This is a genomic window from Microbacterium sp. LMI1-1-1.1 (assembly GCF_040815675.1).
In the GTDB taxonomy this organism is placed as follows: Bacteria; Actinomycetota; Actinomycetes; order Actinomycetales; family Microbacteriaceae; genus Microbacterium.
In genome coordinates this window covers 442,780-469,494 of the sequence record NZ_JBFPNN010000008.1, presented here as the reverse complement: position 1 = coordinate 469,494, position 26,715 = coordinate 442,780, and the positions used below count along the sequence as shown (strand labels likewise).

19 protein-coding genes are annotated in these 26,715 nt (G+C 73.9%); 12 read left to right on the top strand and 7 right to left on the bottom strand.

The features are described 5' to 3' along the window. The first annotated feature begins 95 nt into the window (after positions 1-95). The 3 genes from MRBLMI1_RS11730 to MRBLMI1_RS11720 all read left to right on the top strand — a co-directional run bounded on the left by MRBLMI1_RS11730 (position 96) and on the right by MRBLMI1_RS11720 (position 3,510). Complete coding sequence (locus MRBLMI1_RS11730; protein ID WP_367733002.1) at positions 96-1,511, top strand: alpha/beta fold hydrolase; 1,416 nt, start codon at positions 96-98, stop codon at positions 1,509-1,511. Further along, positions 1,508-3,055, top strand: coding sequence for a GMC family oxidoreductase (locus MRBLMI1_RS11725; protein ID WP_367733000.1), 1,548 nt, complete (start codon positions 1,508-1,510; stop codon positions 3,053-3,055). The genes MRBLMI1_RS11730 and MRBLMI1_RS11725 overlap by 4 nt, the downstream gene beginning before the upstream one ends. A gap of 110 nt (positions 3,056-3,165) precedes the next feature. Then, the gene (locus MRBLMI1_RS11720) at positions 3,166-3,510 is read left to right on the top strand and encodes a LysR family transcriptional regulator (protein WP_367732998.1); all 345 of its coding nucleotides are present in this window, start codon (positions 3,166-3,168) and stop codon (positions 3,508-3,510) included. A 76-nt stretch (positions 3,511-3,586) separates the two neighbouring features. On the opposite strand, the gene MRBLMI1_RS11715 is transcribed toward MRBLMI1_RS11720, so the two are convergent. The 4 genes from MRBLMI1_RS11715 to MRBLMI1_RS11700 all read right to left on the bottom strand — a co-directional run bounded on the left by MRBLMI1_RS11715 (position 3,587) and on the right by MRBLMI1_RS11700 (position 8,824). Next, entirely contained in the window at positions 3,587-5,227 is a 1,641-nt protein-coding gene (locus MRBLMI1_RS11715) for an ABC-F family ATP-binding cassette domain-containing protein (protein ID WP_367732996.1), read from the bottom strand. 164 nt (positions 5,228-5,391) lie between these two features. Further along, positions 5,392-6,753 (bottom strand): glycosyltransferase, encoded by a 1,362-nt coding sequence (locus MRBLMI1_RS11710; protein WP_367732993.1) that lies wholly within the window; start codon positions 6,751-6,753, stop codon positions 5,392-5,394. Continuing rightward, positions 6,750-7,763: a glycosyltransferase gene (locus tag MRBLMI1_RS11705; RefSeq protein WP_367732990.1), complete on the bottom strand. Its 1,014-nt coding sequence runs from the start codon at positions 7,761-7,763 to the stop codon at positions 6,750-6,752. The genes MRBLMI1_RS11710 and MRBLMI1_RS11705 overlap by 4 nt, the downstream gene beginning before the upstream one ends. Further along, positions 7,760-8,824 carry a WcbI family polysaccharide biosynthesis putative acetyltransferase gene (locus MRBLMI1_RS11700; protein ID WP_367732988.1) on the bottom strand — a complete coding sequence of 355 codons (1,065 nt, stop codon included), beginning with the start codon at positions 8,822-8,824 and terminating at the stop codon, positions 7,760-7,762. Before MRBLMI1_RS11700 ends, MRBLMI1_RS11705 begins: the two co-directional genes overlap by 4 nt. Positions 8,825-8,880: 56 nt before the next feature. Between MRBLMI1_RS11700 and MRBLMI1_RS11695 the strand changes: the two genes are divergently transcribed. From MRBLMI1_RS11695 to MRBLMI1_RS11660, 8 genes are all read left to right on the top strand, one after another. Beyond that, the gene (locus MRBLMI1_RS11695) at positions 8,881-9,900 is read left to right on the top strand and encodes a glycosyltransferase (RefSeq protein WP_367732986.1); all 1,020 of its coding nucleotides are present in this window, start codon (positions 8,881-8,883) and stop codon (positions 9,898-9,900) included. Further along, entirely contained in the window at positions 9,897-11,036 is a 1,140-nt protein-coding gene (locus MRBLMI1_RS11690; protein WP_367732980.1) for a glycosyltransferase, read from the top strand. Before MRBLMI1_RS11695 ends, MRBLMI1_RS11690 begins: the two co-directional genes overlap by 4 nt. Further along, positions 11,033-12,037: a glycosyltransferase gene (locus MRBLMI1_RS11685; protein ID WP_367732978.1), complete on the top strand. Its 1,005-nt coding sequence runs from the start codon at positions 11,033-11,035 to the stop codon at positions 12,035-12,037. Before MRBLMI1_RS11690 ends, MRBLMI1_RS11685 begins: the two co-directional genes overlap by 4 nt. Further along, on the top strand, positions 12,034-12,864 hold the full coding sequence (locus MRBLMI1_RS11680) for a glycosyltransferase family 2 protein (RefSeq protein ID WP_367732976.1): 831 nt from the start codon (positions 12,034-12,036) through the stop codon (positions 12,862-12,864). The genes MRBLMI1_RS11685 and MRBLMI1_RS11680 overlap by 4 nt, the downstream gene beginning before the upstream one ends. Before the next feature lie 295 nt (positions 12,865-13,159). After that, positions 13,160-14,461, top strand: a complete 1,302-nt coding sequence (locus tag MRBLMI1_RS11675) for an alpha-amylase family glycosyl hydrolase (protein ID WP_367732972.1) — start codon at positions 13,160-13,162, stop codon at positions 14,459-14,461. Positions 14,462-14,785: 324 nt separating this feature from the next. Continuing rightward, positions 14,786-15,817, top strand: a complete 1,032-nt coding sequence (locus tag MRBLMI1_RS11670; RefSeq protein ID WP_367732970.1) for a permease — start codon at positions 14,786-14,788, stop codon at positions 15,815-15,817. Further along, positions 15,810-16,628 (top strand): TIGR03943 family putative permease subunit, encoded by an 819-nt coding sequence (locus tag MRBLMI1_RS11665; protein WP_367732967.1) that lies wholly within the window; start codon positions 15,810-15,812, stop codon positions 16,626-16,628. The genes MRBLMI1_RS11670 and MRBLMI1_RS11665 overlap by 8 nt, the downstream gene beginning before the upstream one ends. Continuing rightward, a complete protein-coding gene (locus tag MRBLMI1_RS11660) occupies positions 16,609-17,976 on the top strand; it encodes a hypothetical protein (RefSeq protein ID WP_367732965.1) in 1,368 nt (455 codons plus the stop codon). The genes MRBLMI1_RS11665 and MRBLMI1_RS11660 overlap by 20 nt, the downstream gene beginning before the upstream one ends. A gap of 279 nt (positions 17,977-18,255) precedes the next feature. Here MRBLMI1_RS11660 and MRBLMI1_RS11655 read toward each other — a convergent pair whose 3' ends face one another. From MRBLMI1_RS11655 to MRBLMI1_RS11645, 3 genes are all read right to left on the bottom strand, one after another. Beyond that, entirely contained in the window at positions 18,256-22,395 is a 4,140-nt protein-coding gene (locus tag MRBLMI1_RS11655) for a beta-L-arabinofuranosidase domain-containing protein (protein ID WP_367732963.1), read from the bottom strand. A gap of 304 nt (positions 22,396-22,699) precedes the next feature. Then, positions 22,700-23,347, bottom strand: coding sequence for a response regulator (locus MRBLMI1_RS11650; RefSeq protein WP_367732961.1), 648 nt, complete (start codon positions 23,345-23,347; stop codon positions 22,700-22,702). After that, positions 23,344-24,951: a sensor histidine kinase gene (locus MRBLMI1_RS11645; protein ID WP_367733685.1), complete on the bottom strand. Its 1,608-nt coding sequence runs from the start codon at positions 24,949-24,951 to the stop codon at positions 23,344-23,346. The genes MRBLMI1_RS11650 and MRBLMI1_RS11645 overlap by 4 nt, the downstream gene beginning before the upstream one ends. Before the next feature lie 198 nt (positions 24,952-25,149). On the opposite strand from MRBLMI1_RS11645, the gene MRBLMI1_RS11640 reads away from it, so the two are divergent. Next, on the top strand, positions 25,150-26,676 hold the full coding sequence (locus tag MRBLMI1_RS11640) for a CitMHS family transporter (protein ID WP_367732959.1): 1,527 nt from the start codon (positions 25,150-25,152) through the stop codon (positions 26,674-26,676). Positions 26,677-26,715 lie beyond the last annotated feature (39 nt).

The following is a 26,715-nucleotide window of genomic DNA, read 5'->3' as shown; positions in this document are numbered from 1 at the left end:
CGCGGCATCCACTCCCGCCGTCACCGGCACTTGCGCAAATCGGCCCGGATTGCAAGCGGCCCATTCCGCTCGATCCAGTGAGCGAGCGTGAGGATATGCCCACCACGAACGACGGCCCCGGCGGGGCGCCCGTCACCCTCTACCTGCTGCACGCGCTCGGCGCGAGCGCCGACTCCTTCGCACGCCTCCGCACGGAGCTCGCCGGCCGCGTCCACGTCGAGGGCATCGACCTCCCGGGCTTCGGGTCGGCCGCGGACGCCGCGGACACCTCCATCGAGGCGACGGTCGAGCACGTGATCGGCGTCCTCGCGGCGCACCGCGGCGGCCGTTGGATGCTCGGCGGCCACAGCATGGGCGGCAAGATCGCCGCGCTCGTGGCCGCGCGCACGCTAAGCGGCGAGGCCCGCCTGTTCGGGCTGAGCGGGATGGTGCTGATGGCCCCGTCGCCGCCCCGCCCCGAGCCGATGGACGAGGAACGCCGCGCGCTCATGCTGTCGTGGGTCGCCGACGGCAGACTGTCCGACGACGACGCTCAGACCTTCCTCGACCAGAACACCGCGCGTCCGCTCGACCCCGACGCCCACGCGCTCGCGCTGGCCGACCTGCGACGCACGTCCCCGGCGGCGTGGCGCGCCTGGCTCGAGACCGGGAGCCGCGTGGATGCCACCGACGAGGTCGGCCGTCTCGACCTCCCCGTCCTGGTGCTCGCGGGGACGGACGACGCCGATCTCGGCGCCCACGCTCAGCCGGGCCTGCTCGCCGATGTGTACCCCCGCGCGCGGTTCCACCCCCTCGCCGAGACGGGGCACCTCATCCCGCTGGAGCGCGCCCCCGAGGCATCCACCGCCATCGCCCGCTTCGTGGAGGACGAGGTCCTCGTCGGCCCTGTCGTCCCGGACGACTGGGCGCAGCTCATCGCCGGCGACCGCGTCGACGACCGCGTGCGCGGCACCCTCGGCCGCCGCGCCGTTCCCGACGACCGGGGGTACGCCCCGCAGGTGCTCGACGTCGCGCAGCTGACGCTGCTCCGGGAGATCGCCGACCTCGCCGTGCCCCAGGACGGCCCCGCGATCGACCTCGCCGGACGCGTCGACGCGCAGCTCGCCCGCGGGGAGGGCGACGGCTGGCGCAACGCGACGCTGCCCCCCGACGTCGAGGCCTACCGCGCGGGTCTCGACACCCTCGCGCCGCTCTGGCCGACCGACCCTGCCGCCCGCGCCGACCTCCTGCGGCGCGCGATGGAGGGAGAGGGGGATGCCACCGGCCCCCTCGACCACCAGCAGCTGGCCGCGTGGCTCGAGGACGCCCGCGTCGATCTCGTGCGGCAGTGGCTGGCGCACCCCGCCAGCATGGCCCGCACGGGCTACGACGGCTTCGCCACCGGCGGGACGCGGCCGCTGCGCGGCTTCGTCCAGCTGACGATCGGCCGCCGCGAGGACTGGGAGCCGGCGGGCGTCGGTGGCACCGTCGACGAACAGCAGCACACCACCGGAGAGGCGGTCTCGGCATGAATCTCGACCGGATGCGCACGTACCCGCTCGACGACGTCGTGGACGTCGTCGTCATCGGCACCGGCGCCGGCGGCGCCCCCCTCACCGCGGAGTTCGCGAAGCGCGGACTGTCCGTCGTCGCGCTGGAGGCGGGTCGTCACTTCACGACCGACGACTTCACCCCCGACGAGCCGGAGTCCGTCGAGATCAACTGGATGTCGGACCGTCTCTCCGGCGGCGACGACGCCACCGCCTTCGGCCCGAACAACAGCGGCCGCGGCGTCGGCGGCTCGACCCTGCACTGGGGCGCGTTCACGCCGCGCCCGGACCGTCGCGACCTCGCCCTCCGCACCGAGTCCGGGGTCGGCCGCGACTGGCCGATCGACCCGGACGAGCTGCTGTCGTACGTCGAGCGGGTCGAGGGCGACATCGGCGTCTCGGGACAGACCCCCTACCCGTGGGATCCCGACCGCCGGTACGCGTACCCCGCAGCGGCCCGCAACGCCCCGGCGAACCTCGTCGCCCGCGGGTGCGAGGAGCTCGGCATCCGTTGGGCCGACGCCCCCGCCGCCGTCCTGACCCGCGCCCGCCTGCAGGACCACTACGGCGAGCGCGGCGCCTGCATCAACTGCGGCGAGTGCCACCAGGGATGCCGGACGGATGCCAAGGCCTCCACCGCCAACACGTACCTGCCCGTGGCGGTCGATGCCGGCGCCGAGATCCGCGCGAACGCGATGGTGCACGGCATCGAGCGGGACGCGCGCGGGCACGTCGCCGCGGTCGTGTACCGGCAGGACGGTGTCGACAAGCGCCAGCGCACCCGCGCGCTCGTCCTCGCGGCGGGCGGCGTGGAGACGCCGCGTCTGCTGCTGCACACGGGGATCGCGAACGACAACGGCCAGGTGGGGCGGAACTTCCTCGCCCACGGCGCCACCCAGGTGTGGGGCCGGTTCGACGAGCCGGTGCGCGGTCACCGCGGGTACCCCTCGTCGCTCATCACCGAGGACATGATGCGTCCCGCCGACGCGGACTTCGCCGGCGGGTACCTCGTGCAGAGCCTCGGCGTGATGCCGCTGACCTTCGCGACGACGCTCGTGCGCGGCGGCGGCCTGTGGGGGCCGGAGCTCATGCAGCGGCTCGATCAGGCGCGGTTCATGGCGGGCATCGGCATCAACGCGGAGTGCCTGCCGTCGGACGACAACCGGCTGGAGCTGGTCGACGAGGTCGACGAGTACGGCATCCCCCGCGCGCGGATCACGTTCACCGCGGGCGAGAACGAGAACGCGATCACCCGGCACGCGACGGCGTTCATGCTGCGGGTGATGGAGGCGGCGGGGGCGCGCGAGACGATGGTCCTGGCCCGCTCGGCGCACACGATCGGCACGGCCCGGATGTCGGTGGACCCCTCCGACGGCGTGGTGGATGCCGACGGCCGCTCGCACGAGATCCCGAACCTGTGGATCTGCGACAACTCGGTCTTCCCGTCGGCGATCGCCGCGAATCCCGCGCTGACGATCATGGCGCTGTCCCTCCGCACGGCGGACCGCTTCCTCGCCGCCGCCTGACCGCCCCCGCCCGCCCGGCCCGCCCTCCCGCCACCGGGACCACGTGATCTCGGCGAGGACCTGCGGGCGGGCGGACGCGGTCCGCGACGAGGCACGGGAGAATGGATGCCATGAAGCTCGCGCACCTGGTCCGGTTCTCCGCCCTCGCCGAGGAGCTGCACTTCCCGCGCGCGGCCGCGAGCCTCGGCATCCCTCTCGCCTCGCTCTACACGACGATCGACAAGCTCGAGGAGGAGGTGGGGCAGCCGCTGGTGACGCGGACGCCGCCGACGCGGCTCACCCCCGCGGGCGAGCTGCTGCTCGAGGAGGCGCACGCGCGCATCGCCGACGCCCCGCCGCAGGCCGTCGCCGCGCCGAAGGTCCAGGGCGGGAAGGCGAAGGCGTCGAAGGGCACGGGCCGCGCGCCCATCGTGAAGGGGCAGCCCAAGCCGTACAAGAAGCGTCAGGGGCGCTGACCTCGCCTGTCAGCCACGCGGCCCCTCGGGGCTCACCCCCGCGCGGGGCTCATCTCCGCGTGCGGCCCCGCGCGGGTCAGACCTCGGAGACGTCTCCGGACTCGACGCGCCAGTGGCGGTCGGTCTGCACCGCCGCGAGCATGCGGCGGTCGTGGGTGACGAGAAGCAGGGTTCCGGTGTAGGACTCCAGCGCCTGCTCGAGCTGCTCGATCGCAGGGAGGTCGAGGTGGTTCGTCGGCTCGTCGAGCACGAGCACGTTGACACCGCGGGCCTGCAGCAGCGCGAGCCCGGCGCGCGTGCGCTCCCCCGGCGACAGACCGTCGACCGGACGCGTGACGTGGTCGGCCTTCAGCCCGAACTTCGCCAGCAGCGTCCGCACGTCGGCGGAGGTCATCTCGGGCACCAGCCCCTCGAACGTCTCGGCGAGGGGTCGCTCGCCCACGAGCAGCGACCGCGCCTGGTCGATCTCGCCGATCGCGACGCTCGAGCCCAGGCTCGCCGTGCCCTCGTCGGGCGTCTGGCGACCCAGGATGCCGCGGAGGAGCGTCGTCTTGCCGGCCCCGTTGGGGCCGGTGATGCCGATCCGCTCGCCGGCGTTCACCTGCAGCGAGACGGGACCGAGGGTGAAGTCGCCCTGGCGGAACACCGCGCCCGACAACGTCGAGACGACCGAGCTGGACCGCGGCGCCGTCCCGATCGTGAACTCCAGCTGCCATTCCTTGCGCGGCTCCTCGACCTCCTCCAGGCGCGCGATGCGACTCTCCATCTGCCGGACCTTCTGCGCCTGCTTCTCGCTCGACTCCATCGACGCCTTGCGCCGGATCTTGTCGTTGTCGGGCGCCTTCTTCATCGCGTTGCGGACGCCCTGGCTCGACCACTCCCGCTGCGTCCGGGCGCGGGCGACGAGGTCGGCCTTCTTCTCGGCGAACTCGTCGTACTTCTCGCGGGCGTGCCGGCGGACCGTCGCCCGCTCCTCGAGGTACGCGTCGTAGCCGCCGCCGTAGACGCGGTGGGTGTTCTGGGCGAGGTCGAGCTCGAGGACGCGGGTCACCGCTCGGGCCAGGAACTCCCGGTCGTGGCTGACGAGCACGACGCCTCCGCGCAGGCCGCGGACGAACGTCTCGAGGCGCTCGAGTCCGTCCAGATCGAGGTCGTTGGTCGGCTCGTCGAGCAGGGCGATGTCGAAGCGCGACAGCAGCAGCGCGGCGAGGCCGACGCGGGCGGCCTGACCGCCGGACAGTCCCGTCATCAGGGCGTCGGCGCCGACGGAGAGGCCGAGGTCGGCGAGGACGATCGGCATGCGCTCGTCCAGGTCGGCGGCGCCGCTGGCGAGCCAGCGCTCCAACGCCGTGGCGTAGGCGTCGTCGGCCCCGGGCACCGAGGGGTCGCCGAGGGCTGCGGCCGTGGCATCCATCTCCCGCGTCGCCGCGGCGCATCCGGTGCGACGGGCGATGTACGCGGCGACGGTCTCGCCGGGGACGCGCTCGTGCTCCTGCGGGAGCCACCCGACGAAGGCGTCGGCCGGCGCGAGGGACACGGTGCCGGCCTGCGGGTCGTCGACGCCCGCGAGCAGGCGCAGGAGCGTGGATTTGCCGGCCCCGTTGGCCCCGACGACGCCGACGACGTCGCTCGGCGCGACGGTGAGGTCGACCCCGTCGAAGAGCGTGCGGTGTCCGTGGCCCCCGGCGAGGCCCTGCGCGACGAGGGTGGCGGTCATCCCTCGATTCTCGCAGGCCCGTTGCCGCGGCCCTGCGTCCCGGCCTTCGGGCGCTCCCGCCAGTAAACGCTCCCTCGCGGCGGAAACGCCGTGCCACGTCGTGTCCACCGGCGGAGGGCGTTTACTGACCGGGAAACCCCGCGGCGACCGGGGGGCCGCGGACGTCAGGTCCAGCGGTCGACGCCGCCCCAGCCGCCGACCCAGGCCTCCAGGTGCGGCTCCTCCCGCAGCACGTGGACACCGGATGCCGTGAGCGTCCCGGTCGTGAACCCCGCGTCGGTCCCCCACCGGGTCGCACGGCGCCGCGCGCGGCGCGAGGTCGCGGCACCGACCGGCGCGCCGTCCGCGGCCCGCAGCTCGAATCCGCCCTCGGACCCCTGCCCCAGCGCGGACAGTCGCGCCGCCAGCTCGTCCGCCCCGTCGATCGCGACGGCCCGGTCCAGCCGCAGGACGACGCGCGCGTCGGGGAGGCCGTCGGCGGCCCGGCGCAGCCGCGGGTCCGCGGCGACGAGCACCCGCGGGTCCGCGGCGAGAGGCGGCGACGGTTCGGCGTCCAGCACCACCGTCGCCCGGGGGAAGGCCGCGAGCACGGCGTCGACGCACAGGAACGCCGCCGCCGGCGACGGGTCCCCCGTCAGGTGCACGACGAGATCGGGCACGGCGGGCATCACCGCGCGCCCGCGCGAGCCGTCGAGGGGGATCGCGTCGGCCAGGCGAAGCGTCTGCCGGTTACCCTCGCGGGCCCGGTCCTCGCTCGAACGCCCGGCCCAGTCCGGTCCGTCGTGCCAGGCGACCGCCGCCGGCACGTGCGCGAGCACCGCGCCGGCCTGCCACGCCCGGTGCGCCCACTCCCAGTCCTCGCCGCCGTAGGAGGTGAAGCCCTCGTCGAAGCCGCCGACCTCGTCGAACAGCGCACGGGAGCAGGCGAGCACGGCGCTGATGACGAAGCGGTACGAGCGGTCGTCGGCGTGCAGCAGGTCGCCGCTGCGGGCGTAGGCGTCGCGCAGCCAGTCCGGCTCCGGCAGTTCCCGGGCCGGTCCCACCTCCGCGAGCGGCGCGTCCGGCGCGACCCCAGCGAGATCGGCGTGACGGCGGCGACCGACCGTCACCGCCTCGGGCAGGAGCGCGGGCAGGCGGCTCAGGGCGCGCACGTATCCGGGCTCGGGCGCGGTGTCCGCGTCGAGGAAGCACAGCACGTCCCCGGTCGCGGCGGCCGCACCGAGGTTCCGCGCGGCGGCGGCCCGGAACCCCCGGTCCTCCTGCCGCACGAGGAGCACGTCGTCGGGCACGACGGGGGCGATCGGGGAGCCGTCGTCCGCGACGACGATCTCGAGCAGGTCCCGCGGGTGGTCCTGTCGCCGCAGGGCTGCGAGGGTGCGGGCGAGCTCCTCCGGCTGGTCGTAGTGCGTCACGATGACGCTCACCCGCGGCGGGACCGGCTCGACCCCGGCGACGAGGTCCCAGCGGTTCCCGGGGACCCACGGGTGCCCGGGAACCCACCCCGCGCCATCGTCCGGCCGGTTCACGCGAGACCTTCCGCCCACCAGCGGAGGTACGCGTCCGCGGCGTCCGCGCGTCCGTGCGGGAGCGGATGGATGCCGTGCCACGTGCGTCCCGGCTCGGCGACGGCGCCCCGCACCTCCGACGCGAGGGCATCGGGCTCGACGGGCCGGAGAGTCCCCGGTCGCAGCTCCGCCATCTCGTCCACGTAGCGGTTCCGGACGGCCAGCGGCGCGCGGCCCCACCCGATCCACGACGCCAACGAGCCGGACGCCGAGACGTGACGGTGGGCGATCACCGGCACGGCGACGGCGCGGGCCCGCGCGGCCATCGCCGCGTCGTCGAGCCACCCGGTCACCTCGACGTCCACGCCGGCCGCCGCGGCACGGCGGACGAACGCCTCCAGGTCGCCCGCGTGCCCGTCCGACGCGCGTCCGAGCACGCTCACGCGCGGCACGCCCGCGGCGACCGCCGCCGCGAGCGCCTCGTCGTGCCCCTTGCCGGGGTAGAAGTAGCCGAGCACGCCCACCGACCCGTCGGGCGGCGGCGCGGGCAGGGACGGGGTGGCATCCACGGGGAGGGGGACGACCGCGACCGGCCCGTCCCACACGTCCTCCTCGGCGAGCAGCGCCCGCTCGTGCGCGCTGTTGACGGCCACGCCGCGAGCGGCCCGGACGACGGACCGGTAGAACGCCCGGCGGCGCGGCCGGTTGCGTTCGCCGTCGGACTCCTGCGGCACGTCGTGCAGAGTGACGGAGAGGGGATGCCGCCGCGCCAGGGCCTCGATGACCGTCGCGGCCTCCTCGGGCGAGGTGCCCCACAGCCGGTCGGTGACGTGGGCGTGCACGGGTGTGCCGGGCGGCAGCGACGCGAGCCCGTCCGGCGCGATCACGCGGGCCCGCGGGTCGAGGCCCACCACCTCGGCCGCGATCTCCCGGGCGTACACGGCGACGCCGTGGGGGCCGGGATGCGTCAGGAGGACCGGGGGCGCGAGCTCGGGGAGGACGGACGACCCCGACTCGGCGGTGCCGCTCACGCCGCTCTCCATCGGGCGATCAGCGGGGCGAGACGCTCCATCGCGGCGGCGACGAACGCGGGGTGCGCGGCGTACCACTCGAGGTGCGCCGACCGGACGGCCTCGACCGACAGCTCCTCCCCCGCGACGATCCAGTCCGGTCGCGGGGCGTCGTCGAGGTCCCACGCGTCGAGCACCCAGGGCTCCAGGGGCGCCCGCACCCCCGCGAGGATGGGCCGCCCGGGGTCGACGGCCGTACCCGGCGCCCCGAGCGCGGCGACCACGCGGTCGCCCAGCGGCATCCAGATCGCGTTCCCCGGGTGGTTGACGGTGCGGGCGAGGTCCACCACGACCGGAGACAGCAGGTCGGATGCCACGATGTCGATGCCGAGAGCCTCGCGGCGGCGCAGTTCCGCGACGGACGCGGCCGCGACCTCCCGGACGCCGTCGCGGGACAGCTCCCGGGCGACGGGGAGGCCGGCGGCCTCGGCCAGGACGCGCACGTCGTGGTAGGCCACGAGGGGCGGGTCCTCGTCGACGCCCGGCACGCGGATGGCCGCCTGGAACGGGTAGAGGCCCCCGAAGCGGACGATCGGCACGGTGAGCGAGCGGGCGTGCGACGGCAGGGCCGCGCGCAGCTGCGCGGTGCCGAGCGGCAGGCCGAGGTAGTCGTCGCGGATGGGCTGCGCGACGAGCCAGGACGCGCCCGCGAGCAGGCGGTGGAGGTGAACGGCGTCCTCGGGGGTCAGCTCGTGGACGGCGGGGACGCGGACGCCGGGGAGGGCATCGGACGACACGATCAGACGCAGCGACTCCGCCTGGCAATTGCCGACGACCAGGCCATATCCCGCAGGAGGCGCCTCGTCGCCGTAGAAGACCGCATAATGCCGGCGTCTCGCTATCACCGCCTCGCCGTGCTCCGCAAGGCTTCCCGGCCCGATCCTCTCGCCACCCATGATGTGAACGTAGCCGTCGGCCGTTTCGCGCTCCCAACCGCCCCGTTGCATTGCGAACGCCTCGGCGATGCGGTAGCGCACCGCCGGAGCCAGCATGACGAGGAGGAGAAGAGATCGACGCACCACTCATCCCGCCTGTCCGGGTCGCCGCGGTCCCCGCAGCCCACCCGTACGTCCGGGCGGTGACCGACCCTGCGCGTGTCGCGCTGCTGGCCGATCCCCCGCCGCCCGGGGCCGAGCCGGGCCAGTGGTGGCCGCCGCAGGTGCTGCTCCCCTCGTGGCTCGAGGCGCACGCGGCCGGGATCGACCTCGTGCACCTGCACTTCGGTCTCGAGTCGTACTCCCCCGAGGAGCTGTCGGCTGCGGTCGCGACGATGAGACTGCTCGGCCTGCCCCTCGTCTACACGGTGCACGATCTCGAGAACCCGCAGCTGGAGACGCAGGAGGCCCACCGCGCGGCCCTCGACGTCGTGATCGGCGCGGCCGACGAGCTCATCTCCCTCACCCCGACGGTCGACGCCGAGGTGCGACGCGTCTTCCACCGTGCGACCACGGTGCTCCCCCACCCCACGCTGCTCGCCGAGGAGGCCCCGACCGGAACCGCGCGACGCGTGACCCGGATCGGCGTCCACCTCCGCGACCTGCGTCCCAACATCGACGGCGTCGGCACCACCGCGACGCTGGTGCGGGCCATCGCCGACCTGCGCGCCCAGGGAGCCCATGTGGAGGGGGTCGTCCGAATGAACGAGAAGGTGCGCGACGCCGACGCGGCGGCATCCATCGAGCTCCTCGTCGCCGACACGGAGGGAGTCGCCGTCGAACGGGGGCCGCGCCTGGGCGACGCCGAGCTGTCCGCCTGGCTCGCCGACCTCGACGCGTGCCTGCTGCCCTACCGGCACGGGACGCAGTCCGGCTGGGCCGAGCTCTGCTACGACCTCGCCGTGCCGGTCGTCGGGACGCGCGTGGGCCACATGGCCGCGCAGCACCCCGAGGACTACCACGCCTTCGCCGTCGGCGACCCGCTGTCGCTGGAGCGCGCGATCATCGACGCGATCGCCCCCGCGTGGTCGACGCCCGGATCGCCGCGGCGCGCCGCCGAGGTGGCCCGGCGCCGCGACGAGCGCCGCGAGGAGCTCGACGCCGTCCGCGACGCGCACGTCGCCCTGTACCGCCGGGCGCTGGCCGCGAAGGACGCCGCGTGATCCGCGGCTCGCGGCGCCTCCGCGTCCTCGTCGTCGCCCCCTCGCGATACCCCCTCCGCCAGCCGCACGCGGGCGGGCTCGAGGCGGTCGTGTGGGACCGCGTCCGCTGGCTGCGGGCGCGCGGCCACGAGGTGACGCTGGTGGCGGCGGACGGCTCCGACTTCCTCGGCGACGTCCCGGAGTTCCGGCTGCCCGTGCCGACCTGGGACCGGCGGGCCGACGCCTCCGACACGATGTACCCGCCCGGGTACGCCGACCGGCTGAGCAGCGCCATGGAGGCGGCGCTCCTGCGGCTGCAGGCGGACCGCCACCTCTTCGACGTGGTCGACAACCACAGCCTCCACGGCGAGCCGATCCTGTGGAGCCGCGAGGCCGGCATCCCCGTCGTGACGACGCTCCACACCCCGCCGCTCGAGCCGATGCTGGACGCGGCCGCACGGGTGATCGACCACGCGCACCGGTTCGTCGCCGTCAGCCAGGCGACCGCACAGGCGTGGTCGGCCGAGGGCGTGGACGCGTTCGTCTTCCCGAACGGGATCGACACGGACCGCTGGACGCGGGGACCCGGCGGTACCCGCTGGGTCTGGTCCGGGCGCATCGTCCCCGAGAAGGCGCCGCACCTGGCGATCGAGGCCGCTCGGCTGGCCGGGGCCGAGATCGTCGTGGCCGGGCGCATCGGCGACGTCGACTACTACGAGCACATGGTGCGGCCGCTGCTGGACGAGCGCGCGCGCTACGTGGGGGCCCTCCGCCAGCCGGATCTGTGCCGCCTGGTCGGCGAGTCGGCCGTCGCGCTCGTGACGCCCATGTGGGAGGAGCCGTTCGGCCTCGTCATCGCAGAGGCCCTGGCCACCGGCACACCCGTGGCCGCCTTCGACATCGGCGGCGTCTCCGAGGTGCTCGCCGGCGCCCCGGCTGCGGCCGTGGTGACCCCCGGCGACGTGGGGGGACTGGCCGCCGCGGCCGCCGACCTCGCCCGGCAGGCGCAGCGCGAGCCGCTGACCCGCGTGTGGACGCGCCGCGCCGCCGTGCGCGCGCACTCCCTGGCCGGCCGGTACCGCGAGGTGGAGCGGGTGCTGGCGCACACCGCCACGCAGCCGGTGCCCGTGCGCCGCGCGCCCGCGGTGTCCTGGTGATCGGCTGGTACGTCCACCACCACGGGTACGGACACCTCTCGCGCTTCCTCGCGGTGCAGCCGCACCTGCGCGTCCCCGTCGCGGCGTTCTCGTCCCTGCCGCGGCCGGCCGGTCTCGACGGGTCCGTGCCGTGGACGCAGCTGCCTCCGGACGCGGACGTCGTCGTGCAGCCCGACGGGTCGCTCTGCGACCCCCGCGAGGCCGATCCCACCGCGCGCGGCCACCTGCACTGGGCGCCGCACGGTCACCCCGGCCATCGCGCCCGGCTCGCCCGGATCGCCGACGCGGCCGTCGCCCGCGACCTGCGCGTCCTCGTCGCGGACGTCAGCGCCGAGGTCGCCGTGTTCGCCCGGCTGCTGGGCCTGCGGACGGTCGTGGTGACCCAGCCCGGCGACCGCACCGACGCCCCGCACGCCCTCGCATACGACCTGGCCGACCGCATCCTGGCCCCCTGGGCGCACGGCATCGTGCCGTCCGCAGCCCTGGCCGACCGCGGCGACCGCGTCGTGTGGACCGGCGGCATCTCGCGGTACGACGGGCGGGCGGCATCCCTCCCCCTCCCCGGCCGGTCGGTGCTCTTCCTGGGCCGGACCCTGGAGCCCGAGGTGCGCGCGACCGCCGCCGCCGCGCTGTCCGCCCGGGGCTGGACGGTGGATGCCATCGGGCACGACGCCGCGTCCCGGGTCGACGATCCGTGGCCGCTGCTGTCCTCGCGCACGGTCGTGGTGAGCGCGGCCGGGCAGAACAGCGTGGCCGACCTCGCCGCCGCGGGCGCCCGGGCGGTCGTCATCGCGCAGGAGCGCCCCTTCGACGAGCAGCAGCGGACCGCCGACGCCCTGCGGAGCGCGGGTCTGGCGCGCGTGGCCCCCGCGGACGTGTCGGCCGACGAGCTCGTCGCGCACGTCGAGGGCGCCGCCGGGGACGCCCCGGACTGGTCCCGCTGGCAGGTCGCGGGGGCGGCGCGCCGGTTCGCGGAGGCCGTCGAGGCGATGCTGCCGTGAGCACGACCGCCGTCCTGACCGTCGCCTCCGCCGCGCGCCGCGAGCACCTCGAGCGTCAGCGGCGCGTCCTCGCCGAGGTGGCGCCCGAGGCGCTGCGCGTGGAGGTCTGGCTCGACGAGACCCTGCCGGACGGGACCCTGCCGGACGAGACCCTGGATGCCGCCGCCCTCACCCTCCACGTCCCGCCCGGCCCGCACGGGCTCCGGGTCGGCGAGGGGCGCAACCGCGCGGCCGCGGCCGCCCTCGCCGCGGGCGCCGACCTCCTCGTATTCCTCGACGTCGACTGCCTCCCCGGGGCCGACCTGCTGCCGCGCTACCGGGCCGCAGCCGCCGCGGCGCCCGACGCGCTGCTGTCGGGCCCGGTGACGTACCTGACGAGCGTGCAGCGGCCGTCCACGGCCGCCGAGCTGCCCGGCCACACCCGCCCGCACCGCGCCCGTCCCCTGCCCGCGGACGGCGAGGTCCGCGTGGCGACCCCCGACGAGTACGCCTTGTTCTGGTCGCTGTCGTTCGCGGTCACCCCCGCGACCTGGCGCCGCCTCGGCGGCTTCCACGACGGCTACGAGGGCTACGGGGCCGAGGACACCGACCTGGCCTGGACCGCCCGCGCCGCCGGCATCGAGCTGCGCTGGGTGGGCGGGGCCCACGCGTACCACCAGTGGCATCCGGTGTCCTCGCCGCCGTGGCGGCACCTCGACGACATCCTCCGCAACGGCGCCGCGTTCCACCGGCGGTGGGGCGAGTGGCCGATGGGCGGGTGGCTCGACGCGTTCGCCGCCGCCGGGGCGATCGAGCGCCGCGGCGACGGCTGGGCGCGGGTGGCCTGACTCCGCTCGACCCGGCGGGGCCGCGGGAGGAGATGCGGCGAAGGGAAGAGGCATCCACCCCCCTCCCTCCTCCGCTGCCGACATCTCCTCCCCCGCCGCCGCGGGACCGACGCAGCGCTGCGTTGTGGCGTTGACTTGCCGCAAATGCACACTGCCGACAGCCCGCGGCGTACATCTGCGCCAAGTCACGGCGAGGGGCCAACGGCAGACGGGCTCGGCGCCCGCGGGCCGCAACCCCCCGCGGCCATGTCGGGGCCGCTCGATAGCGTCGAGAGCCCGAGACGAAGGAGACCCGATGCCCGCTTGGCCCGAGCACGTCATGTGGTGGCACGTGTACCCGTTGGGGTTCGTGGGGGCGCCGATCCGCGACGACGTGGACCCGGATGCCGCTCCCGAGCACCGGCTGGACCGCCTCGAGCCGTGGCTGGACCACGTGATCGGCCTGGGTCTGAACGGCCTCCTGCTCGGCCCCGTGTTCGCCGCCGAGACGCACGGATACGACACGGTCGACCACTTCCGCATCGACCCCCGCCTGGGCGACGAGGACGATCTGCGCCGTCTCGTCGACGGGGCGCACGCGCGCGGCATCCGGGTCCTGCTCGACGGGGTGTTCAACCACGTCGGACGCGGCCACCCGGCGTTCCGGGCGTTCGCGGACGGCGGCGACGACCCGGGGCTCTTCCGCGCCCGGCGGGTCGACGGCCGCGTCGAGGCCGATGTGTTCGAGGGTCACGACGCCCTGGTCGCGCTCGACCACTCCTCCCCCGCGGTCGTCGACCTCGTCGTCGACGTGATGTGCCACTGGCTCGAACGGGGCGTCGACGGATGGCGATTGGATGCCGCCTACGCGGTGCCCGCGGACTTCTGGGCGCAGGTGCTGCCCCGAGTGCGCGAGCGGTTCCCCGACGCGTGGTTCCTCGGCGAGGTGATCCACGGCGAGGCCGCGGACATCGTGCGCACGTCGACGATCGACGCGCTCACCCAGTACGAGCTGTGGCAGGGGATCTGGCACGGCATCGCCGACCGCAACTTCTTCGAGCTCAGCCACGCGGTCGAGCGCAACGACCAGCTGCTGGCCACGTTCGTGCCGCAGACCTTCGTCGGCAACCACGACGTGACCCGTATCGCCTCGGCGATCGGCCCGGACCTGGTGCCGCACGCGCTCGCGGTGCTGTTCACCGTCGCGGGCACCCCGTCCGTGTACGGCGGCGACGAACTGGGCTGGACCGGCGTGAAAGAAGAGCGGATCGGCGGCGACGACGCGGTGCGGCCGGAGTTCCCCGCCGCCCCGCCGCGCGACGAGGAGCTGGACCCGTCCGCGCTGCGTATCCTCGACGCGCATCGCGCGCTCATCGCCCTGCGTCGCCGCAAGCCGTGGCTCTGGCGCGCACACACGGACGTCGTGGAGGTGACGAACACGGCCCTGTCCCTGCGGACCGCCGTCGGCGACGACGCCGTCGTCGTCGCGCTCAACATCGACGACGCCCCCGCCTCTCTGCCGGTCGCGGACGGGGCCACCGTCGTCGCGGGCGAGGGGGCCGTGGCGGACGGCCGCGCCGCGCTGCCGCCGCGGGGGTGGCTGGTGCTCGAGGCCTGAGGCATCCCGACCGGCGTACGGGGCGCGAGCCGTGCACCGGGGCGACCACCGACCGCCCCGGTGCACGAATCGCGCCCCGCACGGCCGGACTCGCCGGTGGTCCACCAGGCGTGTCCCGAAATGTGCGACCCCGGCCGGCCAAACCTGCACAAAGTGGGACACGCCCACCCCGCCCCCCGCCCCGCACGGCCGAGCCGCGGGCGGAGAGACCGTCGGGCGCGTTGCCGGGGTCGAGCGTTATCGGTAACATAACTCCATCGCGACGCGGGAGCGCCGCCGCGAGACCCCGGGCCGCGACGAGCTCCCCCGGCGAGGAGAGCGACGATGCCCACCACGATGACCCGCCCGACCCCGGCGCCCCCGCGCGCCGGTGCGACGCCGCGCGCGCGACGGATCCTCCTGACGGTGGGGGCGGTGCTCACCGCCGCCGTCCTCGTGCGGGCCGTCTCCATCGACGCGGACTCCCCGCTGCCGAGCGCCCTGTCGGACGGTGTCACGCTCGCGGCGAGCGTCATCGTCGAGTCGCTGCCGTTCGTCTTCCTCGGCGTCATGGTCTCGATCGCGGTGCAGCTCTGGGTGCCGACCCGGGTGATGGATGCCGTCGTCCCCCGCGCCGGCTTCGCGCGGCGCGCGGTCCTGTCGCTCCTCGGCGTCGTGCTGCCCGTGTGCGAGTGCGGCAACGTGCCCCTCGCCCGCGGACTCATGGTGCGCGGGTTCTCGGTCGCCGACGCGGCGACGTTCCTGCTCGCCGCCCCCATCCTCAACCCCGTCACCCTCATCACCACGTACCAGGCGTTCGGCTGGAACGACGGCATCCTGGTGTCCCGCCTCGTCGGCGGCTTCGTCCTGGCCAACCTCGTGGGCTGGCTCGTCAGCCTGCACCCCGACCCGGACCGCCTGCTCACCCCGGTCTGGGCCGCGGCGTGCGCGAGCGCGTCCTCCGCCACCTCGGCCCCGACCCTCCGTCGGGCCGCGGGCCTGTTCCGCAGCGAGGTCTCGGCCATGCTGCCGGCGCTGTTCCTCGGCGCCGCCGTGGCGGGCCTCATCCAGGTGGCCATCTCGCGCGACACGCTCACGTCGATCGGCGGGCATCCGGTCTACGGCATCCTGGCCCTCCTCCTCCTCGCGTTCGTCATCGCCATCTGCTCCAACGTGGACGCGTTCTTCGCGCTGTCGTTGGCGTCGTCGTTCTCGCCGGGCGCCCTGGTCGCGTTCCTCGTGTTCGGGCCGATGATCGACGTGAAGATGCTCGTGATGCTGTCGACGACGTTCCGGGTCCGCGCGCTGGCGGGCGTCACCCTCGTCGTCGCCCTGGGCGCGCTCACCCTCGGACTGGCGGTGAACGCCCTTGTCTGACGTCCTCTCCCGCTGGGCCGGACTCGCGCTGTGCGCGGTCGGCCTGATCGCGACGCTCGCGCTGGCCGTCACCGGCGACCTCACCCTCTACATCCACCCGCGGTACGTGCTCTTCACCGTCGTCCTCAGCGTGCTCGGCGCCGGGCTGTTCCTCGCGTCGGTCTGGTACGCGGCGGCGGGCGGTCGCGGCGGGACCGAGGACGGGCACGACCACGACCACACGCACGAGCACCAGAACGACCACCAGCACGACCACGGCGCCCACGCTCACGGTGGCCGGGCGGAGCGGCATCCCTCCCACCTGTGGCGCACCGTCCGCGGCCGGGCTGCGGCGACGGGCCTCGCCGCCCTCGTCGTCGCCGCGACCGTGGCCCTCCTGGTCGTCCCGCCCGCAACCCTCAGCGCGGAGCGCGCCCTCACGACGGCGACCGCGGCCGACGGCGGCGGCGACGTGCCCCGCCCCGCGCTCCTCGGCAGCGACCCCACCGGGTTCTCGGTGCGGGACTGGGCCACCATCCTCGGCGGCGGCGCCACGGCCGACGACCTCGTCGGACAGCAGGCCGACATCACCGCCTTCGTCCTCGTCGGCGACGACGGGTCGGCGCGTCTGGGACGCTACGCCGTCACCTGCTGCACGGTGGACGCGCAGCTGTTCGCCGTGCCCGTCGTCGCCGCGGACCTGCCGGACGGTCTGGCCTCCGGATCGTGGGTGCGCGTCACGGGGACCTTCGCCGACGTCGCAGGGGCGACCCTGTTGCATCCGGACGCCGTCGAGGTCGTGGAGGAGCCCGATGACCCCTACCTCTCCTGAGCGGCGCGCCCCCTCCGCCCGCCGGCGGTTCACCCTCGCCGGTGTCGCCGTCGTCTCCTGCCTGACGGCGGTCAGCGTCGCGCTCGGCGCCGCGGCCCTCGAGCGCGGACCCCGCGTGCGCGGGATCGACGGCGACACCGACCTGCTCGTGGAGCGCTCCGGCGTGACCCTCGTCCTGCGCGCCGACCAGCCCCTCGACGGACGCAGCGCCGACGGAGTGCGCGTGGAACCGGAGGTGCCGATCGACGTCGACGTGTCCGGCTCCTCCCTGCGCGTCACCTTCCCCGGGACGGTCGACTTCGCCCGCGACTACCGCCTCATCGTCCCGGCCCTGCGCAGCCGCACGACGGGAGCGGTGGATGCCGCCGAGCTCGCCTTCACGACCCCGTCGCTGTCCGTGACCTCCCTCGTCCGGGGCGGCGCGTTCGCCCGCGACGGCGGAGACGACCGCATCGTGCGCCACGACCTGTCGAGCGGCCAGGAGACCACCGTCCTCGCGGCGCCGCGGATCCAGGAGTACACCGACGACGGCGCCGGCGTGGTCGCCGCCGTCCTCGACGACACCGGACGCGCCTCGCTCGTCCACGGCGGCGACGGCCTCTCGACGATCCCGCTCGCGCTCCCCGGCGACGGCACCCTCGGCCTGCTGCGCAGCTCCGCCGACGCGGGGCGCGTCGGGTTCGTCTTCACCGGGTCCGGCACGGACGGGCAGCAGCACCTCAGCACCCTCTTCACGATCGACCCCGCCGACCCCGACGCCGCGGCGCAGGCGGTCCTCGGCGTCGACGGCATCCCGCTCCAGGCCGACGCGTGGTTCTTCGTGCCGGGCAGCACGTACCTCGTCGCGCAGGCCCCGACGGGCACCATGAGCCTGGTGGATGCCACCGGGGTCGCGGCCCCGCGCCTGCTCGGCGAGGTCGGGACGCTGCGCGGCGTGCTGCCGGGGACCACCTCGCTCGTCGTCGAGACGCCGGAGGGCACGACCGTGCTGGACCTCACCACGGCGACGACGACGCCGGCCGGCACCGACGCGTCGGACGACCTCGCCGCCGGGTCGCTGCTGCTGTCGCCCGAGACGTCGATCGCCTGGACCGCCGACACGGTCGACCGTCGCGCGGGCGGCGTCGTCCGGCGCGTGTTCGACGCCGACGCCGGCGCCCGGATAGAGGAGGTCTGCGTGTCGCCGAGCGGTCGGCACGCGGCCGTCGGCACGGTCGCCGACGACGCCGTCATCGACGGCTATCCGACGCGCGCGGAATGGCTCGGCCGCACGTCCGCGGTGGTCGACCTGTCGACGGGCGAGGTCGTGGCCGAGGTGCCCGGCACCCGCCCCGACTGGTGCGCCTGACCCCCCCCCCTCGCCGCACGCTGCCCCCGCCCTCCCGCCGTGGAGATCACGCGATCTCGCCGAGGGCACACGTCCGGGGGCGCGAGAACGCACGAGCTCGAGGAGATCACGTGATCTCGCCGCTCGCGCCGGCCCTGCGGACCCGGCCCGCGGCCCGGGCCGGCCCCGCCCCGCCCGCGCGCACGAAGAACGCCCCGAGGCCGTTGGGGGCGGGCCTCGGGGCGTCGGTGCGGCTGGCCCGGGTAGGTGAGCATCGCGCGTCACCCACCCGGGTGGGGATCAGCCGCAGCTGCGGGCGGTGTACGCCGCGGTCTGGGTGGCGGTCACGTCCTTCCCGTCGACGGTGCCGGTCGCGGTGACCGTGGCCTGGCCGGCCCCGATCCGCACCTGACGGGTGGTGAACGCCTGGCTGGTCGACTTCCCGCCGGCGAGACCGGTGACGGTCTTCTCGCCGTGCGGCGTCGAGATGCGCAGCGACACCGGCACCGTGCTGGGGTTCTTCACGGTGACCGTCAGCACCACGCGGCCCGACACGCACCGCGTGGACGCGGTCGCCTCGACCTTGAGGGCCGGGGCCGTGGCCCGCACGATCTGGACCCGGTACGTCTTCGACGTCGTGTGGTCCTGCGCGACCGACCGCAGCGTCACCGTCGTCGCCCCGTCGGCGGCCAGCGGGACCGTCCGCTTCTGGGTGTCGTCGATGAGGATGTCGCCGAGGTAGACCAGGCCGCTGGGGGTGGCCGGGTCCGCGTCGAACGTCGCCGTGGTGGCGTCGCGCGGCACGGTCACGGTGTAGTCGTACGTCCCGTCGGCCAGCGTCGGGCTGAGCGTGCCGCCGTCGAACGTCAGCGCGTTGAGGTCGGCGTCCGTCGCGAACGAGGTGGTCGTGGTCGTGTAGACGCCGAAGACCCCGCCGACGAAGCTCGCGCCCGTGCCCTGGAAGCGCACCGTGATGATCGGGATCTTGTTCCCGGCCTCGTCGAGGACGTAGTTCCCGGCCTGGTCGCGCTTGTACCGGTCCTTCGCCGCGATGTCGGCCAGCGCCGACGCGGGGATCTCGTCGTATTGGACGTAGAACGAGTTCGCCCCGTTGGCGTTGGTGATCCGCTCGCTCTTCAGCTTGACGTCGTTGATGTAGACGTCGAACGTGCGACCGTCGTCACCGCCGAAGTAGCGGACGCCCAGATAGTTCTTCGGCGCCGACGGGTCGACGGCCATGTCGTACTGGAAGAACGCCTCGGCCGAGCGCTGGCCGTCGCGGTACTGCTGGCCGAGGTGCGCGCCGACGGAGGAGAGGTTGAACTTGTAGTTCTTGCCCGCCTCGCTGTTGTTGTTGTCGAACGACGTGAGGGCGTCCACCGTCATCTCGTCGATGCGCAGCTTCTCCTTCTCCGTCTTGATGAGGGCCTGCGCCTCGGCCGAGTCGGGCTGGATGAGGTTCATGTACAGCGCGTACCGGGCGTTGTACATGCTGTAGTACGGCTCGAACGTCAGCGCCGCGGAGGCGGCATCCACGTTCTGGAGACCGAACTTCATCACCGTGCGGCCGTTGTTGTCCGCGCCGTTCGGGCGGCGGACGAGGTTCTTCTCGATGTCCTTCTTGAAGGCCTCCACGTCGGCGACGCGCACGCTGTTGGTGACGGACTTGTCGGCGGTGCTCATGCGCACGAGGATCCCGGCGGGGCTGGTGGCCTCGACGTTGGTGCGGTTCAGCTCCGCGGACAGGACGACCGGGCCGTAGCGGAAGGCCACCCAGTTGGGGTTCTCGGTGCCGGCCTCGACCTGCACCTTGGCGGGCAGGGTGTACGAGATCCGGTCGCCGGCCGCGACGGGCACGACCACGTAGCCCTTGTCGGTGGCCGCCGCGACGTCACGCGTCTGGCCGTTGACGGTCAGCGTCGGGTTCGGCGACCACGACGGCACGCGCAGGCGCAGGGTGGTGCCCTCCGCCAGCGTCCCGCCGTCCAGCGCCTCGACGACGAAGGTGGCCGTGTCGGTGTTGGGGATGTCGGCGGTCTGGGTGAGCTTCATGTTGTGCGGCTCGGACGAGAAGACCGTCGACCGGAACATGTTGACGTAGACCGAGGAGCCCTTACGGAAGTAGATCGAGTCGCCGAGCTTGGTGAAGCTCTCGGTCGCCGTTCCGTGGTCGCACCAGAACTCGTCCACGGGACGCCCGAACACCTTCGCGTACCCGGCCGTCTGCGGCTGGAAGTACGTCATCATGCCCGTCTCCGGGTTCTGCGACGCGAGGATCGTGTTGATGTAGGTGTTCTCGTACCAGTCCGCGTACTTCACGTCGGGGTTCACGCGGAACAGGCCGTGCGTGAGCTTGAGCATGTTGTACTCGTTGCATCCCTCGACCGTGGACTGCTCGCCGTAGCCGTTGGTGATGCCGTTCGTGGCGAACTCGTGCAGCGTGCCCGGCTGCTGGAAGTGCTCCGAGTAGCTGTTGCCGCCGCCGATGTAGGAGTGGTCGTTGACCACCATCTGCCAGAAGTTCTCCGCGGCGCGACGGTACATGTCGAGGTCGGACTTCTCGGCATCCGTCAGACGTGCGTACAGCGCCGGGTTGTCGGTGAACACCGTGTAGCGCTTGAGGGCGCCGACCAGCTTCGGGATCGTGGTGTTGGCGTGCTTGCCGGCGAGGACGTCCTGGTTCGCGGCGAGCTGACGGAACAGCTGCACCTCGTCGAAGAGCTCGGCGGCCTTCTTGTGCTGGTCGTTCTCCGTGATGGCGTACAGCTCGTACAGCGCCTCGTTCATGCCGCCGTACTCGGTGCTGAGCAGGGCGCTGGGGTTCGCCTGACGCGAGCCCCAGACATTGAGCCAGGAGCCGAAGCCGCTCGCGACCGACAGCGCCTTGTCCGCGACGTCCTTCGGGGCGTACTGGTGGGCGTCGATGAGACCGGCGAGCACCTTGTGCAGGTTGTAGAACGGCACGATGAGGCCGTCGCTGCCGTGCGGCAGGTACGACACCGGGAACGGCGCGACGTAGCCGGCGTTCGCGGCGTCGCGCTGCGCGTAGGCCGCCTGCGCGGCGGCGAGGCCGTCGACCGCCGTCGTGAGCTTCTGCAGCAGCTGCGCCTTGCGGCCCGCGTCGGTCTCGGTGGAGTACGCCTGCGACAGCGCCGACATGAAGTGACCGAAGAAGTGGCCCTGGAAGCGCGCCCCCGTGGTGCGCTCCCATCCGCCGTACGGCTGCGCCGTCGTGGGGATGCCGGCCAGCTGGTCGAACGAGTAGAGGAAGCGCTTCGGGTCGAGCGTGAGCAGCCAGTCCACCATCTTGGCGTTGCTGTTCTGCAGGTAGGGGTCGGTGACCAGGACCTCGTTGAGGTCGGTGTCATCGACGTAGATCGAGGTCGCCACACCCTGCGGGGCGACCTCCACCGGGAAGGTCTTGATGCGCGGGGTGCTGCCCGCGTACCGGGCGGTCGCCGTCAGCGTGACGGTGGCGGCGGCGTCCTTCGGCCGGGTGACGGTAACCTGACCGCCGTCGATCGAGATGACCGCCGGGTTCGAGGAGGTCCACGTGAAGGTGCTGCCGTTGGATCCCGTGGTCGGAAGCCCGAAGCTCGTCGACGCGCTGGCGGGCACCGTGACCTGCTCGAGCGCGCGGCCGGCGACGTCGGCGGGATCGAACGCGGGGTTGTTGGCCTGGGTGAGCGCGACGACGTCCTCCGTCGTGGCGACGGCGTTGTACAGCGTGTAGTCGTCGAGTGCCCCGCGCACGTAGGCGCCGTTGTACTGCGGGCCGTTGAAGCCGATCGACTTGGTGGTCGTCGTCTCGGAGGTGATGACGCCGGTCGCCGATCCCTCGGCCGGGAAGGCGACGGACGACACCTGCTTCTCGCCGTTGCGGAAGAAGGTGACCGCCTTGGAGGCCTGGTCGTACGTCACGACCACGTGCGTCCACTCCCCCGCGGGGAAGAACGCGTCGCGGGGACCGTTGACCGTCACCTTGTAGGGCTGCTGGTTCGCGGGGCCGATCGACAGGGCCAGCGGCGTGTTCGCGTTCTCGGCGGTGAGGTACCACCCGGCGGTGTTGTAGGCACCCTTGTTCCAGGTGAAGACCTGCTCCCCGGTCCCCATCGCGCCGTCCGGCTTGAACCAGAACGACAGCGTCAGGTTCTGCGGCTGGAGGGCGGCGCTCGTGCCGAGGCTCACCGCGTCGTCGCCGGTCAGGCTCAGGGCGCGCCCGTCGATGCCGGCGACATAGGCAGCCTGGCCGCGCAGCATCGAGGTGGCGATCTTGTTCGGCCCGACGTCGGTCAGGGCGTCGTCGAACGGCAGGTCGAGCACCGTGGCGGAGTCGAGGGCGGATGCCGCGGAGGCGGCTGTCGGGGCGATCACCGCCAGCCCGCTGGCGATCACTGCGGCGGTCGCGCTGAGGGCGACCGCCTTACGAAGTCGGGACATCGTCGTTCCTTTCTGCGTCACTGCAGAATCCGGACCGTGCGCGACGTGCTCGCGCTCACCGGGAGGGCGGCCCGGTGAATGGTTCTCCGAACATGTTAGGGCTAACAGTGCGGTCTCACCAGTCGGATTTCTGGGAGCGTTCCCACGTGGATGCCACCGCCCCGGCATCCCGTCCCCTCCCCGCCCCGCGGGGCCGACTCGTCCGCGCCACCCGCGCTTCCGCCGCAGCCGGCACCGCCCCCAGGCGTGTCCCAATTTGTGCGACTCCGGCCGGCAGAACCTGCACAAAGGGGGACACGCCGGCTCAGCCGGCGCGGAACCGGTGCTCCGGCCGACCGGTCGTCCCGTACCGCAGCCCGACCCGGATGACGCCCCGCTCCGCGAGCGCTGTCAGGTGCCGCTGCGCGGTGGCGCGCGAGACCCCGATGCGCTCCGCCACCTCCGACGCCGACGCCTCGTCGTCGCCGAGCGCCGCGAGCACGGACTGCTCGGTCGCGGACCGGGCGATCGACGCGCCGTCCCGCTCGCCGCGGAGCATCGCCGCGGCGCGGTCGATGTCGTCCTGCGTGAGCGGCCGTGTCGACGACAGGAGGTTGCGGTACCGGGCGTAGCGCTCCAGCCGCTCGGCCAGCACGCGCGTGTCGAACGGCTTCACCAGATACGCCAGGGCCCCGGCCCCGAACGCCCGCCGGACGGTCGCGGCATCCGTCGCCGCCGACAGGACGAACGCGTCGATCCCCGCCGACCGCACCAGCTCGATCCCGTCCCCGTCGGGGAGGTACACGTCGGCGAGCAGCAGGTCGGGCGCGTGGGCGGCGAGCGCCGCGCGCGCCTCCCCCACCGTGCGGGCCGGGTCGAGAGCGGTGAATCCGGGACGGGATGCCACGGCGTCGCGGTGCAGTCCGGCGACGCGGTAGTCGTCGTCGACGACGAGGACGCGGATGTCGGTCATGCGTCCTCCTCGGACGGTCGGGTGAGCACACCGGGCAGGCGTGCGGCGACGACGGCGCCGTGGCCGTCGCCGCCCGGGTCGGCGATCCAGACGTCGCCGCCGCGCCGCCGGGCGAACTCGCGCGAGAGCGGAAGGCCGATCCCGCGGCCGTGGACGGCGTCCCCGTCGTCGTCCCGGTCCGCCTGCCGGGCGAAGGCCGCGTCGACGTCGGCGATCCCGCCGCCGGTGTCCGCGACGGTGAGCACGACCGCGTCGGCGTCGCCGAGCACGGCGACCTCGACCTCGCGCGGGGAGGGACCGGATGCCGCCGCGGTCACGGCGTTGTCGATGAGGTTGCCGAGCACGGCGACGACGTCCTCCACGTCGTCGACGGTGCCGCGGAGCCAGGTGTCGTCCGCGACCCGCAGCGCGACGCCGCGCTCTCGCGCGGACAGCGCCTTCGCCCCGAGGAAGGACTGCAGCATGGCGTCGCCGACGAGGTCGATCCCGGGGACGGCCCAGTCGACGGAGCCGCGATCGACCAGCTCGGCCAGGAAGGCCCGCGCCTCGTCGGTGCGTCCGGCATCCAGGAGTCCGACCGCCGCATGCACCCGGTTGGCGTTCTCGTGGCGCTGCACGCGGAGGGCGTCGCCGAGGGCGCGGACGCTGTCCAGCCGCCCGGACAGGGCGGCGACGTCGGTCCGGTCGCGGACGACGGCGACGCGGCCGAGCCGGCGTCCGCCGCGGCGCACCGGGCGGACGTCGATGAACACGACGCGCTCGCCGACCGGGAGCCCGGACTCGGCGCCGTCCTCGCGGAGGGCCGCGGCGACGGCGGCGGGGAGGCCGAGCTCGGCGACGGGCCGACCGACGGCGTCGGCGCGCCCGAGCAGCCGCTCGGCCGGGGCGGTCCACACGCGGACGACGCCCGCGTCGTCGATGGCCACCACGCCCTCGTCGGCGCTCTCGAGCACGGCGGTCTGGGTCTGCACGAGCGCGACGAGCTCCTCGGGCTGCACGCCGAGGGTGAGCCGTTCGAGGCGCCGGCGCATGAGGAAAGCGACGACGGCGCCGATGCCGACGGCGGCGAGGACCGCGACGGCGATGCCGCCGAGGAGCGCGGGCAGGTCGTCGAACACGCTCGCCCGCTCGAACCCGACGCTCACCTCGCCGACGGGCACGTCGCCGTCGGGCGGGTAGACCGGCACCTTCGCCCGCGCGGACTCGCCGAGCGTCCCCGTCTCCCAGGTCACGACCTCGCGTCCGGCGAGCGCGTCCGCGAAGCTCGTGCTCACCACCTGCCCGAGGCGGTTCGGATCGGGATGGGCGAGACGGATGCCGTGGTCGTCGGTGATGACGACGAAGAGCCCCGCGGTGCGGTCGGTGACGTCGGCGGCGTACTCCTGCAGGACGCCGTCGCGCAGATCCGCCGGGTCGGGCGTGCCCGGGTCGGCGGAGAAGTCGGCGACGAGCGCGCGCACCTGGGGCGAGTCGGCGACCGAGCGGGCGATGTTCAGCGCGGACGAATCCGCCTCGGCGCGCAGCTGCTGGACCCCGAGCCAGCTGAAGACGGCGGCGCAGACCGCGACGACGACGATCTGCGTGGCCACCTGCACCACGAGCATCCGCGTGGCGAATCGCACGGGGCACCTCCTCCGGTCGGCGGGTCGCGGCCGTCGCCGGCGCTGCGCGAAATGCGCAGAACACACGGTACGCGCATAACGCGGAGCAATGCGAGCAAGCGCGCGCGGGAGGGAGCGGCATCCCTAGCATCCGGAGATCGATGCGCGACGCTCGCGCCCGTCCACGACGAAGGAGTCGCGATGACCCCCCTCATCCTCTCGGCCGAGGCCGTCGAGTACCCGGTGGCCTACACGCCCGCCGACGGCGTGCTCGTCGCCCTGGGCTTCCTCATGATTCTGTCGTTCATGGCCCTGATCATGACGCGGCGCCTGACCCCGATGGTCGCGCTCATCGTGGTGCCCACGATCTTCGGGCTGATCGCCGGCGCCGGGTTCGGCATCGGCGACATGGTCATCGACGCGATCGGCAACATGGCGCCCACCGCCGCGCTGCTGATGTTCGCGATCATGTACTTCGGCATCATGATCGACGTCGGCCTGTTCGACCCGCTCATCCGCGTCATCACCCGCCTGCTCGGCGACGACCCCGCCAAGGTGGTGCTCGGCACCGCGATCCTCGCCGGCGCGGTCTCGCTGGACGGCGACGGGTCGACGACGTTCATCATCACCACGTCCGCGATGCTGCCCATCTACCTGCGCCTCGGGATGAGCCCGGTCGTGCTGACGTGCGTCGCGGGTCTGATGAACGGCACGCTGAACATCGTCCCGTGGGGCGGTCCGACCGTCCGCGCCGCCACCGCCCTGGGCCTCCAGCCCACCGACGTGTTCGTCCCGATGCTGCCCTCGCTGGGCGCGGGCCTGGTCGTCGCGCTGGCGTTCGCCTGGTTCCTCGGCCTGTCCGAGCGCCGTCGCCTGGCCGGCTCGGTCGACACCTCGAAGCTCGACGGCCCCGGCGGCTTCGGACGCCTCGGCGCCCCGAGGATCTTCCGCGGCGCCGAGCACAAGCCGGGCGCCCTCGCCTCGCTGCGCACGGGCAACATCGTCACCGTCCGCGGTGGCCGCGGCGCCGTCGCCGCCCCGGAGCTGGTGGAGGCGTCCGACACCGCGATGGCCGACACGATGCTCGACCCGAACCGCGCGACGCTCCGCCCGAAGCTCATCTGGTTCAACCTCGCGCTGACCCTCGCCGTGATGGTCCTGCTCGTGATGGACCTCTTCCCGCTCGCCTTCGTCTTCATGGTCGGCGCGTCGGTCGCCCTCATCGTGAACTTCCCGAAGCTCCGGTCGCAGGCCGACGAGATCGTGGCGCACGCGCCGAGCATCGTCGGCGTGGTCTCGATGGTGCTCGCCGCCGGCGTGCTCGTCGGCGTCCTGAACGGCACCGGCATGGTCACGGCCATGGCGGAGTGGATCACGCAGGTGATCCCGTCGTCGCTCGGCCCGTTCCTCGCCGTCATCACCGGTGTGCTGTCGATCCCGTTCACGTTCTTCATGTCGAACGACGCGTTCTACTTCGGCATCCTCCCGGTCCTCGCCGAGAGCGCCACCGCGTACGGCATCGAGCCGGTCGAGATGGCCCGCGCGTCGATCACCGGACAGCCCGTGCACCTGCAGAGCCCGCTGGTCCCCGCGATCCTGCTGCTCGTGTCGCTGGCCGGGGTGAACCTCGGCGACCACCACAAGAAGGTGCTGTGGCGCGCGACGATCGTGTCGCTGGTGATGCTCGCCGTCGGCGTGCTCGTCGGAGCGGTGCCGCTGCTCAGCTGAGCCGTCGTCGGTCTCGGACGGACCCTGGGTGCCATGGCA

Coding starts and splice junctions, on each gene's coding strand:
- MRBLMI1_RS11675 (WP_367732972.1), top strand. CDS start 13,160: ATGCCCGCTTGGCCCGAGCACGTCATGTGGTGGCACGTGTACCCGTTG.
- MRBLMI1_RS11725 (WP_367733000.1), top strand. CDS start 1,508: ATGAATCTCGACCGGATGCGCACGTACCCGCTCGACGACGTCGTGGAC.
- MRBLMI1_RS11640 (WP_367732959.1), top strand. CDS start 25,150: ATGACCCCCCTCATCCTCTCGGCCGAGGCCGTCGAGTACCCGGTGGCC.
- MRBLMI1_RS11655 (WP_367732963.1), bottom strand. CDS start 22,395: ATGTCCCGACTTCGTAAGGCGGTCGCCCTCAGCGCGACCGCCGCAGTG.
- MRBLMI1_RS11720 (WP_367732998.1), top strand. CDS start 3,166: ATGAAGCTCGCGCACCTGGTCCGGTTCTCCGCCCTCGCCGAGGAGCTG.
- MRBLMI1_RS11730 (WP_367733002.1), top strand. CDS start 96: ATGCCCACCACGAACGACGGCCCCGGCGGGGCGCCCGTCACCCTCTAC.
- MRBLMI1_RS11660 (WP_367732965.1), top strand. CDS start 16,609: ATGACCCCTACCTCTCCTGAGCGGCGCGCCCCCTCCGCCCGCCGGCGG.
- MRBLMI1_RS11670 (WP_367732970.1), top strand. CDS start 14,786: ATGCCCACCACGATGACCCGCCCGACCCCGGCGCCCCCGCGCGCCGGT.
- MRBLMI1_RS11645 (WP_367733685.1), bottom strand. CDS start 24,951: ATGCTCGTGGTGCAGGTGGCCACGCAGATCGTCGTCGTCGCGGTCTGC.
- MRBLMI1_RS11715 (WP_367732996.1), bottom strand. CDS start 5,227: ATGACCGCCACCCTCGTCGCGCAGGGCCTCGCCGGGGGCCACGGACAC.
- MRBLMI1_RS11650 (WP_367732961.1), bottom strand. CDS start 23,347: ATGACCGACATCCGCGTCCTCGTCGTCGACGACGACTACCGCGTCGCC.